Raw genomic sequence first — 11,442 nt, forward strand, 5'->3', positions numbered from 1 at the left:
CCAGATCACCCGCGACGTGGATGGTGCCGGCCCGGCGGACGTCGGGGTTCGTCCACGGCACGGGCTCGGACAGGATCCAGTCGATCTTGAAGACGCCGGCCCCGTGGCGGTAGCGCGACACCCAGCGGCGGTAGCCCTCGTGCACCCGGTCGCCCGCCATCCCGACGAACGCCTCCGGCGTGGTGTCGAGCAGGACGGCGGGGACGCCCTCGAACTGGCGCAGGTCGGTGACGTGGTGCCCGGTGAGCACCTCGCCGCCCTGCTCCTCCAGCGCGGTGACCATCGCGTCGGCGAGCTTCTGCGACCCGCCCTCGATCAGCGGCCACCCGACGTGGTGGCTCAGCATGACCAGCAACATCCCCAGCGCCGACGTCAGCGGCTGGCTCAGGTCGAGCATCCCGTGCGCCGCCGCCCCGCCCAGCAGGGCCCGCGCCTCGTCGGTGTCGAAGTAGCGGTGCGCCAGCCAGCGCACGTTCGGGAGCCCTGCGAGCCCGAACTGGACGATCTGGGGAACGCTCTTCGTCGGCAGGCTGCGCAGGCGGCTGGTGAGGAAGAAGTCGACGACGTCGGTGCCGTGCGCGACCAGCGGCCCGAACAACCGCCGGTAGGCGTCGGCGTCGGCGCCGAGCCGGGCCGCGGTCTCCTCGAGCGACCGGTACGACACGGCCGCGCCGCCGCCGTCCAGGGGATGGGCGAAGTTGATCTCGGGATGCACGAGCCTGACACCGCGGCTCTCGGGGTCGAACTCGCGGAAGAACGGCGCCGCCGCGGCCATCGGCTGCACGATCGAGCAGACGTCGTGGAAGTAGCCGGGGCGCATCAGCTCCTCGGTGCGCATCCCGCCGCCCGGGCGCTCGGCCGCCTCCACCACCTGGACCCGGAGGCCCGCGGCCGCCAGGCGCAGCGCTGCGGCCAGCCCGTTGGGCCCGGCTCCGACGACGACGGCGTCAGGCTTGCCGTTCACTGCCGTGGCCCGTTCACCCGACCATCGTGGCGGGAAGGAAGCGAGGCTGCCCGTTCAGAGCTGGGCGAGCAGCTCGTCCGCGGCGCGGTAGGGGTCGGTCTCCCCCGCCACGACCTGGTCGGCGAGCGAACCGAGCGCGGCCGACCCGTGCACGTCGCCCATGCGCGCGCGCAGCGACGCCAGCGCGATCGCCTCGATCTCCCGGGCCGCCCGCTCGCTGCGCCGGCGGTGCCCCTCGCCCGAGGACTCCAGCCACTCCCGGTGCTGCTCGATCCGCTCCAGCACCTCGTCCACGCCGTTGTCGGTGTCCCGCGACGCGACGGTCTTGCAGATGGGCGGCCGCCAGTGGCCCGGCTCGGAGTGCCGCCCGCCGAGCGACAGCATGTAGCGCAGGTCGCGCACCGTCTGGTCGGCGCCCTCCCGGTCGGCCTTGTTGACGACGAAGATGTCGGCGACCTCGAGGATGCCGGCCTTGGCGGCCTGGATCCCGTCGCCCATGCCCGGGGCCACGAGGACCAGGGTCGTGTCGGCCAGCGAGGCGATCTCCAGCTCCGACTGGCCGACGCCGACGGTCTCGACCAGGACGACGTCGCAGCCGGCGGCGTCGAGCACCCGCAGCGCCTGAGGCGTGGCCCAGGCCAGCCCGCCGAGATGGCCGCGGGAGGCCATCGACCGGATGTAGACGCCATCGTCCCCCGCGTGGTCCTGCATGCGCACGCGGTCGCCGAGCAGCGCGCCACCGGAGAACGGGGACGACGGGTCGACCGCCAGCACGCCGACCCGCTTGCCCGCCTGGCGCAGCGCTCGCACCAGCGCCGTCGTGGAGGTCGACTTGCCGACGCCGGGGGACCCGGTCAGGCCCAGCACCTGGGCGTGGCCGGTGTGCGGCGACAGCGCGGCCGCCACCTCGCGCAGCGCCGGGCTGGCGTCCTCGACCAGCGAGATCAGCCGCGCGACCGACCGCGCGTCACCCTCGCGGGCGCGTTCGACGAGCGCCGGCACGTCGGCGGCGCGCCGGCCCCGGCGGCCGCGAGGGGCCTCCGGGGCCTGCGTCTGGACTGCGGTGCCGTCCGTCAACGAGCGGGCACGTGCAGGATCAGGGCGTCACCCTGACCGCCACCGCCGCACAGCGCCGCGGCCGCGACCCCGCCACCACGGCGGCCGAGCTCCAGGGCGGCGTGCAGCACGATGCGCGCGCCGCTCATCCCGACCGGGTGGCCGAGCGCGATCGCCCCGCCGTTCACGTTGACCTTCTCGGGGTCGACGCCCAGCTCGCGCGTCGACACGATGCCCACGGCCGCGAACGCCTCGTTCAGCTCGATGAGGTCGAGGTCCTTGGGGTCGATGCCCTCGCGCTCGCACGCCTTGGCGATCGCCCGCGACGGCTGGCTCTGCAGCGTGGCGTCGGGACCGGCCACGACGCCGTGCGCGCCGATCTCGGCGATCGGGGTGAGCCCCAGCTCTGCCGCCTTCTCCGCGCTCATGACGACGACCGCGCAGGCCCCGTCGGAGATCTGGGAGGCGGTGCCGGCGGTGATCGTGCCGTCCTTCGCGAAGGCGGGCTTGAGCCTGGAGAGGCTCTCGGCGGTCGTGTCCGCGCGGATGCCCTCGTCGTCCTTGAACTCGATCGGGTCGCCCTTGCGCTGCGGGATCAGCACCGGGGTGATCTCGTCGTCGAACAGGCCGTTCTTCGCGGCGGCCGCGGCCTTCTGGTGCGAGGCGGCGGCGAACTCGTCCTGCTCCTCGCGGGTCAGGTCGTAGCGGCTGTTCGCCTGCTCGGTGAGGACGCCCATCGCCACCTGGTCGAAGGTGTCGGAGAGTCCGTCGTGGGCCATCGAGTCGATGAGCGTGGTGTCGCCGTACTTCGTGCCGGTGCGCGAGTTGGCGAGCAGGTGCGGCGCCTGGGTCATCGACTCCATGCCACCGGCGACGACGACGTCGAACTCGCCCGCGCGGATGAGCTGGTCGGCGAGCGCGATCGCGTCGATGCCGGACAGGCACACCTTGTTGAGGGTGAAGGAGGGCACCGACATCGGGATGCCGCCGGCGACGGCCGCCGGACGGGCAGGGTTCTGGCCGGCGCCGGCCTGGATGACCTGTCCCATGATCACGTAGTCGACCTGGTCGCCGGAGATCCCGGCGCGCTCGAGCGCCGCCTTGATCGCGACGCCGCCGAGGTCGGCCGCGGAGAAGTCCTTCAGCGAGCCGAGCAGCCGGCCCATCGGGGTACGGGCGCCGCTGACGATGACCGAGCGGGACATGGGGCCTCCAGTGCCGGGCCGCCGACGCCGGCGACCGTGTCAACAGGGCAGTCCGCACGTTCGGCGGAGCTGGCTGCGTATGAGGATAGGACGACCGGTCCAACGAGCCAGCGGGCAGCGCGGACCGGTCACCCGGCCGTGAACCCTGCCACACCGATGTGTCGTCTCAGACGTCTTGGCGGCAGGATGCCCGCGTGACCACTGACGCAGGCACCGGACTCCCGGCCGAGCTGTTCACCACCATCGACCACGTGGGCATCGCCGTCCCCGACCTCGACGAGGCCATCGCCTTCTACGCGCAGGCCTTCGGCGTGCAGTCGGTGCACGAGGAGACCAACGAGGAGCAGGGCGTCCGCGAGGCGATGCTGGCCGTCGGCACCGGCGACACCCGCATCCAGCTGCTCGCCCCGCTGACCCCCGAGTCGACGATCGCCAAGTTCATCGGCCGGTCCGGCCCCGGCCTGCAGCAGCTCGCCTTCCGGGTAGAGGACGTCGAGGCCGTCAGCGCGACGCTGCGCGAGCGTGGCCTGCGACTGCTCTACGACGTCCCCAAGCGCGGGACGGCGGACAGCCGCGTGAACTTCGTCCACCCGAAGGACGCCGGCGGCGTGCTCGTGGAGCTCGTCCAGCCCGCGGGTGGCCACTGATCCCTACCGGCCGGTAACATCCGGCAACCGCACCGCTCCGAGCCGACGAAGACCCGGGAGAACGCGTGAACGAGATCAGGGACGCCATCCTCAGCGACTCGCTGGACGCCGTGGGAGGGCTTGACGTACCTGAGTCCTATCGGGCGGTCGTCGTCCGCAAGGACGAGCAGGACATGTTCGAGGGCATGCCCACCAAGGAGAAGGACCCGCGCAAGTCCCTCCACGTCGAGGAGGTCGCCACCCCGGAGCTGGGCCCCGGTGAGGCGATCGTCGCGGTCATGGCGTCGTCGGTGAACTACAACACCGTCTGGACGTCGATCTTCGAGCCGGTCTCCACGTTCGGGTTCCTGGAGCGCTACGGCCGCGTGTCGGAGCTCACCAAGCGGCACGACCTGCCCTACCACGTGGTGGGCTCCGACCTCGCCGGCGTCGTCCTCAAGGTCGGCCCGGGCGTGAACAAGTGGAAGCCCGGCGACGAGGTGGTCGCGCACTGCCTGTCGGTGGAGCTCGAGGACCCGGCCGGCCACGACGACACGATGATGGACCCCCAGCAGCGGATCTGGGGCTTCGAGACCAACTTCGGCGGACTGGCCGAACTGGCCCTGGTGAAGAGCAACCAGCTCATGCCCAAGCCGGGGCACCTCAGCTGGGAGGAGGCCGCCGCGCCCGGCCTGGTGAACTCCACCGCCTACCGCCAGCTCGTCAGCCGCAACGGCGCCAACATGAAGCAGGGCGACACGGTCCTGATCTGGGGCGCTTCCGGCGGCCTGGGCTCCTACGCCACCCAGATGGCGCTCAACGGCGGCGCGATCCCCGTCTGCGTGGTCAGCAGCCCGGAGAAGGCCGAGATCGTCCGGAAGATGGGCGCCGAGCTGATCATCGACCGCTCCGCGGAGGACTTCCGGTTCTGGAAGGACGAGACCACCCAGGACCCCAAGGAGTGGCAGCGCCTGGGCAAGAAGATCCGCGAGCTGACCGGCGGTGAGGACGTCGACATCGTCTTCGAGCACCCCGGCCGGGAGACCTTCGGCGCCAGCGTCTACGTCGCCAAGAAGGGCGGCACGATCGTCACCTGCGCCTCGACCACCGGGTACATGCACGAGTACGACAACCGCTACCTGTGGATGAACCTGAAGCGGATCGTCAGCTCCCACTTCGCCAACTACAAGGAGGCGTGGGAGGCCAACCGGCTCATCGACAAGGGCCTGATCCACCCGACCCTGTCGAAGGTGTACCCGATGGCCGAGGTCGGCCAGGCCGCCCTCGACGTCCACCGCAACGCCCACCAGGGCAAGGTCGGCGTCCTGACCCTGGCCCCCGAGGAGGGGCTGGGCGTCCGCAACGCCGAGAAGCGCGCACAGCACCTCGAGGCCATCAACCGCTTCCGAGGCGTGTAGGCCGGACCGTCGCCTCACCCGACTGGACCGGGTGGGGCGACGGTGCTCAGCCGTCCCACTGGCACCGACTATCCGGCCGACACGCTGACGAGGCTTTCGGCGTCTGCGAGGATGGGAGACATGACCGACCCCCGCCACGAATCGCTGCCGATGCACGAGGCCCAGCACTCGTTCGACGTCGTCCTGCGGGGGTACGACCGCAGTCAGGTCGCGGACACGATCGAACGGCTCGAGGCCGACTTCCGCATCGCGCTCGCCGACCGCGACGCAGCCGTCGCCCGCTCGGCCGACATGGCCAGCCAGCTGTCGGCTCTCCACGGCGAGATCGAGCAGCTCCGCCGCAAGGCCGCGAGCGCGTCGGCGCCCACTTTCGAGAACATCAGCGAGCGCATCCAGCACATGCTGCAGCTCGCCGAGGAGGAGGCCGGGGAGATCCGCCGCGCCGCCGAGCTCGACGCGCAGGCGGTGCGCGAGCAGACCACGGCCGAGGAGCGCGCGCTCCTGGAGCGGCACGCCGCCGGGCAGGCCGAGGTCGAGCGGATGCTCACCGAGGCACACCAGCAGGCCGAGCAGATCGCCCAGAAGGCGCAGATCCGCGCCGACGAGCTCGTCGGCAAGGCCCAGGAGCGGGTGGCCCGGCTCGACGCCGAGTCGCAGGCCCGCCGGGCCAAGGTCGAGGAGGACTTCGACATCGCCCAGCGCGCCCGCCGCGCCGAGGCGGCCGCGGCCGAGGAGGAGCGCGAGCGCGTCTCCACGCAGGCCGCCCGGCAGCGGATCGCCGCCGCCGAGCAGCACGCCGCGCAGCTCGTCGCCGAGGCCGAGGCGAAGGCGGAGGCCATCCGCGACGTCCGGGACGAGTTGACCAGCCGGCTGATCCAGGCCCGGCAGCTGCTCACGACGCTCCCCGACCTCGGCGACCGGCCGCAGCAGCCCGCAGCGCAGACCCAGACGCCCGCCCCGGCGCAGACGCCGAACCAGGCGCCCGCCCAGCCGGCTGCCGAGCGTCGTCCGCAGCCCAGCCCGCAGCATGCGGCTCCGGCAGGCGGGCAGGGCGCGACACCGCCCGCCTCGCAGACCACGTCCCCGGCGATGCAGCAGGCCACGCAGGCAGCCCGGGGCGAGAGCGAGGCCGCAGCCGCGCGGCAGCCCACCCGGTCCGGCGAGCCGGCCACCCGTCAGCTCCCGATGCCCCCGCGGCCGGGCGCGACCACCGGCTCGACCCCCGCGCAGAACCCGGCGACCCAGGCCATCGACGCGCCGGTCGGCCAGGGCCGCTCCTGAGAGATCGGCGCGGCCTGCCTGCCGTTCTGCTGACCGCCGTCGGCCTGCTCGTCGGCGCGCTCGGCACGGCCCCGGCCGCCGCGGCCGAGGACGGCTTCGTCCGCATCGCACACCTCTCCCCGGACACCCCCGCCGTGGACGTCGCCCTGGCGCCCCTGGGAACGGGGACCGGGACGACGGAACCCGGGCCGGACGTCGCCCGCGACCTCGGCCACGCCGACGTGGGGCCGTTCCTCGCCGTGCCGGCGGGCAGCTACGCGGCCAGCGTGCGCCGGGCCGGCGCGCCCCCCACCACTCCCCCGGTGCTCTCCCTGCGCATCGACGTGGCGGCCGGAACGGCCAGCACGGTGGCCGTCACCGGCCCGTTCGCCGACCTCGCCCTGCAGGTGCTGCCGGAGGACCTCAGCGCACCGCCCGCCGGCTCCGCACGGGTAGGGGTGCTCGGCGCCGACGGCGTGGCCGTCGCCGTGGACGGCGGACCGGTGCTCGCCACCGGCTCCTCCGCGCCAGGCCATGCGGACGGCGTCGTCGTCCCGGGTGGGCCGGCCGAGGTCGTCCTCACGGCCTCCTCGGGCGCATCCACCAGGACCCCGGTCGACCTCGCGGCCGGGTCCGTCGTCACGCTGGTGGTCCTCGACGGCCCAGGCGGGCCGACGGTGCGGACCGTCGTCGACGCGGCCGGTCCCGCCCGTGTCCCCGTCGGGGCGGTGGAGGCCGGCGGGAGCGCCGGCGCTCCCGTCCTCGCGGCTCTCGCCGCCGGCGCCGTCCTCGCTGCCGTCAGCCGGCGCCGGGGGCGGGTGCTGGTCACCGTCGCGGCCCTGGCGACGGCGCTCGGCACCCTGCCCCAGGTCCCTGCCTCCGCCGCTGCCCCCGCGGTGCGATCGACCGGGGAGAGCGCGCCGGCGGCGCCGCGGCCTCCGGTCACGCCTACCCGGCTCGCCCTGCCCTCGGTGGGCGTCGACACGGTCCTGGCCGGCATCGACCTCGAGGCCGCGGGTGCCCTGGTGCCACCCGCGGACGCGGCGGTGGCCGGCTGGCACGCCGGCGGCGTGGTGCCCGGCGAACCTGGACCCGCAGTCGTCGCCGGGCACGTCGACTGGGCCGGGGCGCCCGGCGCGCTCGGCCGCCTCGACGAGCTGGCCCCCGGCGACGCCGTGCTGGTCGGCCGGTCCGACGGGACGACGCTCGAGTTCACCGTCACCCGGGTCGCGCGGTACGCGAAGGCGGCGTTCCCGACCGCGGAGGTCTACGGGACGACGCCGGATCCGCAGCTCCGGCTGATCACCTGCGGGGGCGGGTTCGATCCGGTCACGGGCAGCTACCTGGAGAACGTCGTCGTCTACGCGGCCCTCACCGCCGGTTGACCCGTTCCCGCCAGCAGGCGGTGTGCCAGTGGCGGCGCCAGTCGGCAGCGGAGTCGGTGTCCCAGGGGTCGAGGTCGGAGTCGCGCGCGTACGCCGGCCAGGTGACGACGTGCGGCGTCCCGGGGCGGATCTCCTGGTCGCAGCCCGGGCACCGGTAGGTCTTGCCCGTGGCGGACCCGGTGATCGCACGGACCACCCAGTCGCCGTCGGCCGCCTGCTCGACCTGCTCAGTCCGCCGCGCCGGTCCGCGATCGGAGGATCGCGGACCGGCGCGCGGCCGGCGGCGGGGCAATCCTCAGCGGCTCGCGTAGTCCCGGAACCCGCGACCGGTCTTGCGGCCCAGGTAGCCGGCAGTCACCAGGTGCTCGAGCAGCGGCGCGGGCGCGAACCCGGGCTCGCGGAACTCGGTGTAGAGCTCCTTCTCGATGGCCAGGGAGACGTCCAGGCCGACGACGTCCAGCAGCTCGAACGGGCCCATCGGGTAGCCGCAGCCGACCTTCATGGCGGCGTCGATGTCGTCGGCGGTCGCGTAGTGCGCCTCGAGCATCTTCACGGCGTCGTTGAGGTACGGGAACAGCAGCGCGTTGACGATGAACCCGGCCCGGTCGGTGCACGACACCGCGTGCTTGCCGAGCTGGGCACTGACCGCGTGCGCGGTGGCCGCGACGTCGGGCGCGGTGGAGATGGTGGAGACGACCTCGACCAGCTTCATGACCTGGGCGGGGTTGAAGAAGTGCATGCCCACGACGTCGGCCGGGCGGCCGCTGGCCTTGGCGCACTCGATCACCGGCAGGCTCGACGTCGTCGTGGCGAGCACGGCACCCGGCTTGGCGATCTCGCCCAGGTTGGCGAACAGCGCCTCCTTGACCGACAGCGACTCGACCACGGCCTCGATGATCAGGTCCGAGTCGGCGAGCTCGTCCAGCGACGTCGTCCCGCTCACGCGGGCGAGGACCTCGTCGCGGCCGGTCTCGTCGAGCCGGCCGCGCACGACCTGCTTGTCGAGGGACTTGGCCAGCGCCTTGGTGACCGCCTCGACCTTCTCCGGCGCGCGGGCGACGAAGCGCACGTCGTAGCCGCCCTTGGCGACCACCTCGATGATGCCCGTGGCCATCGTGCCGGAGCCGACGACGCCGACGGTCCGGACCGGGCGCGCACCCTCGGCGGCGCCTCCGGCGGCCGGCGTCGCGGCGTCGTCCACGACCTCGGCCGAGCCTTGCTCGGCGTAGGTGTAGAAGCCCCGGCCGACCTTCCGGCCGAGCAGCCCCGCGGTCATCATCTGCTTGATCACGGGGCTCGGAGCGTGCAGCCGGTTGCGCGACTGCTTGTACATCGTGTCGAGGATCTCGTAGGCGGTGTCGATGCCGATGAGGTCCATCAGGGCGAGGGGGCCCATCGGCAGGCCGCAGCCCAGCCGCATGGCGGCGTCGATGTCCTCACGGCTGGCGTACCGGTTCTCGTACATCGAGACGGCGTGGTTGAGGTAGCCGAACAGCAGCGCGTTGGCGATGAAACCGGCCTTGTCGCCGATGGTGACGTCGACCTTGCCGAGCCGCTCGGCCAGCGCCTCGACGTCGTCGACGACCGACTGCTCGGTGACGACTGTGCGCACCACCTCGACCAGCTTCATGACCGGCGCCGGGTTGAAGAAGTGCATCCCGATGACCTTGCTCGGCCGTCCCGTGACGACCGACAGCTCGGTCACCGACAGGCTCGACGTGTTGGTGGCGAGGATCGTGTCGGGCGGGCAGATCTTGTCCAGCTGGGTGAAGACCTCGGCCTTGAGCTCCATGCGCTCCGGCACGGCCTCGATGACCAGCTCCGCGGAGGCGAGGTCCTCCAGGGAGGTCGTGAAGCGGATCCGCTCGAAGATCGCGTCCCGGTCCGCCTCGTCGAGCTTGCCGCGGCTCACCGCCCGGTCGGTGGACTGCTCGACGTGGCCGCGGCCGCGGGCCAGCGCCTCGTCGGTGACCTCGACGGCGGTGACCGACAGGCCCGCCCGTGCGAGCACCTCCGCGATGCCGGCACCCATGGTGCCCAGCCCCACGACGCCGACCTCGTTCAGTTCCCTGGCCACGTTGCCATCTCCTCCCACCGCCGGTGATCGCGGGCAGTCTCTCACCTGCGCCACCGGGGCCGCGCGGTGGCTACCGGTCGGTAACACCCCGCTCTCACGCGGCGGGTGACAGGTCGAGCCGGGTGATCCACGCCGCCACCCCGTGCGCTCGGTGGCGCGGAGCAGGGCAGCGGCGGTTGCACGGGTCCGCGAGAGGCGCTGCGCGGACACCCCCGGAAGCTGGTCGCTGCCCCTACCCTGTGCGCCGTGGACGAGCGGCTCCGCCGACCACGCCTCGTCGGTCGCACCCGGGAGCTCGCCCAGCTGGGCGAGCTGCTGCGGAGAGCCTCGGACGGCCACCCGACGGTGGTGGCCCTCGGCGGCGACGCCGGGAGCGGGAAGACGCGCCTGCTCCAGGAGTTCCTCGGCTCGCTACCCGACGGCACGCTGGCCCTTCCCACCCGCTGCCACGACCGCCGTGACCCCGCAGCGGCGTTCGCCCCGCTCGTCGACGCCTTCCGCTCCGTGCCCGTCGACGGCCTCGACCCGCCGCCGGGACGGCCCACGGCCGACGTGCTCTCCCGGGTGGAGCGGCTGGGCCGTGAGCGGACCGTCGTGGTCGCCGTCGAGGACCTGCACCTGGCCGACCGGTCGACCCTCGACCTGTTCGCCTTCCTGGCCGCCAACGTGCGCGACGCCCGCGCCCTCCTGCTCATGACCTGGTGCAGCGAGAGGCTGCCCGGCGGGACGGACCTGCGGCACTACGTGGCCGAGCTGAGCGGCGATGCCGGCGCCGCCCGCATCGACCTCGGGCCGCTCGACCGCCGGGAGACCGCCGCTCTCCTCGCCGACGCCCGCGGCCATCCGCTCGACCCGGCGCTGGAGACCGCCTGCTGGGAGCGTGCGGAGGGCAATCCGTTCTACGCCCTGGAGCTCCTCGCCGCCGATCCGCACGGCCCGCTGCCCGACACCCTCGCCGCCCTCATGCTCGCCCGGCTGGACACCCTCGGCTGCCGGGCCCGGCAGGTCGTGCGGGTCGCGGCGGCCGCCGGCCGCCGGGTGGACCACCGGCTGCTGGCCGGAGCCGCCGGGCTGCCGGCCGAGGAACTGTTCGCCGCGCTGCACGAGACGGTCGAGCGGCAGGTCCTGGTCCCGGTGGGCGACGGGGAGACCTACCGCTTTTCCCACGCGCTCCTCCACGAGGCGGCCTACGCACAGCTGCTGCCGGGCGAGCGCCGGCTGCTCCTCGGCCGCGCCACCGCCCACCTGCCGGGCCGCAGGGAACGGACCGACGGCATCCCGGTCCCCCGGGCGCCGCACCTCACTCCCCGCGAGATCCAGGTGCTCTCCCTGGTGGCCTCCGGGGACAGCAACCGGGACATCGCCCGGGAGCTGTTCATCAGCGAGAAGACCGCCAGCGTCCACGTCTCGAACATCCTCGCGAAGCTCGGTGCGCACAGCCGGACGGCGGC

General features: G+C 73.5%; 10 protein-coding genes. 5 read left to right on the forward strand and 5 right to left on the reverse strand.

The features are described from left to right. The 3 genes from E4P40_RS22790 to E4P40_RS22800 form a co-directional block, all read right to left on the reverse strand. A partial coding sequence (locus E4P40_RS22790; protein WP_135160677.1) for an NAD(P)/FAD-dependent oxidoreductase occupies positions 1 to 964 on the reverse strand: 964 nt, incomplete at its 3' end. A 54-nt stretch (positions 965 to 1,018) separates the two neighbouring features. Further along, complete coding sequence (meaB, locus tag E4P40_RS22795) at positions 1,019 to 2,041, reverse strand: methylmalonyl Co-A mutase-associated GTPase MeaB (protein WP_135160678.1); 1,023 nt, start codon at positions 2,039 to 2,041, stop codon at positions 1,019 to 1,021. After that, a complete protein-coding gene (locus tag E4P40_RS22800) occupies positions 2,038 to 3,225 on the reverse strand; it encodes an acetyl-CoA C-acetyltransferase (protein ID WP_135160679.1) in 1,188 nt (395 codons plus the stop codon). The genes meaB and E4P40_RS22800 overlap by 4 nt, the downstream gene beginning before the upstream one ends. A 194-nt stretch (positions 3,226 to 3,419) precedes the next feature. On the opposite strand from E4P40_RS22800, the gene mce reads away from it, so the two are divergent. The 4 genes from mce to E4P40_RS28325 all read left to right on the forward strand — a co-directional run bounded on the left by mce (position 3,420) and on the right by E4P40_RS28325 (position 7,914). Continuing rightward, a complete protein-coding gene (gene mce / locus E4P40_RS22805; protein WP_135160680.1) occupies positions 3,420 to 3,872 on the forward strand; it encodes a methylmalonyl-CoA epimerase in 453 nt (150 codons plus the stop codon). A gap of 65 nt (positions 3,873 to 3,937) precedes the next feature. After that, positions 3,938 to 5,269, forward strand: coding sequence for a crotonyl-CoA carboxylase/reductase (ccrA, locus tag E4P40_RS22810; RefSeq protein WP_135160681.1), 1,332 nt, complete (start codon positions 3,938 to 3,940; stop codon positions 5,267 to 5,269). A gap of 120 nt (positions 5,270 to 5,389) precedes the next feature. Beyond that, complete coding sequence (locus E4P40_RS22815; RefSeq protein WP_135160682.1) at positions 5,390 to 6,550, forward strand: hypothetical protein; 1,161 nt, start codon at positions 5,390 to 5,392, stop codon at positions 6,548 to 6,550. Between the two features lie 104 nt (positions 6,551 to 6,654). After that, positions 6,655 to 7,914, forward strand: a complete 1,260-nt coding sequence (locus E4P40_RS28325) for a class F sortase (protein ID WP_280790639.1) — start codon at positions 6,655 to 6,657, stop codon at positions 7,912 to 7,914. On the opposite strand, the gene E4P40_RS22835 is transcribed toward E4P40_RS28325, so the two are convergent. Next, the gene (locus tag E4P40_RS22835; protein ID WP_245160526.1) at positions 7,901 to 8,110 is read right to left on the reverse strand and encodes a hypothetical protein; all 210 of its coding nucleotides are present in this window, start codon (positions 8,108 to 8,110) and stop codon (positions 7,901 to 7,903) included. The two genes, E4P40_RS28325 and E4P40_RS22835, sit on opposite strands and share 14 nt — an antisense overlap. Before the next feature lie 99 nt (positions 8,111 to 8,209). Next, positions 8,210 to 9,991 carry a 3-hydroxybutyryl-CoA dehydrogenase gene (locus E4P40_RS22840; protein ID WP_135160684.1) on the reverse strand — a complete coding sequence of 594 codons (1,782 nt, stop codon included), beginning with the start codon at positions 9,989 to 9,991 and terminating at the stop codon, positions 8,210 to 8,212. Positions 9,992 to 10,237: 246 nt separating this feature from the next. Here E4P40_RS22840 and E4P40_RS29410 point away from each other — a divergent pair. Next, on the forward strand, positions 10,238 to 11,442 hold a 1,205-nt coding region (locus tag E4P40_RS29410; protein ID WP_135160685.1), incomplete at its 3' end, for a helix-turn-helix transcriptional regulator.

Source organism: Blastococcus sp. CT_GayMR20 (genome assembly GCF_004570345.1).

Coding starts and splice junctions, on each gene's coding strand:
- E4P40_RS22800 (WP_135160679.1), bottom strand. CDS start 3,225: ATGTCCCGCTCGGTCATCGTCAGCGGCGCCCGTACCCCGATGGGCCGG.
- E4P40_RS22815 (WP_135160682.1), top strand. CDS start 5,390: ATGACCGACCCCCGCCACGAATCGCTGCCGATGCACGAGGCCCAGCAC.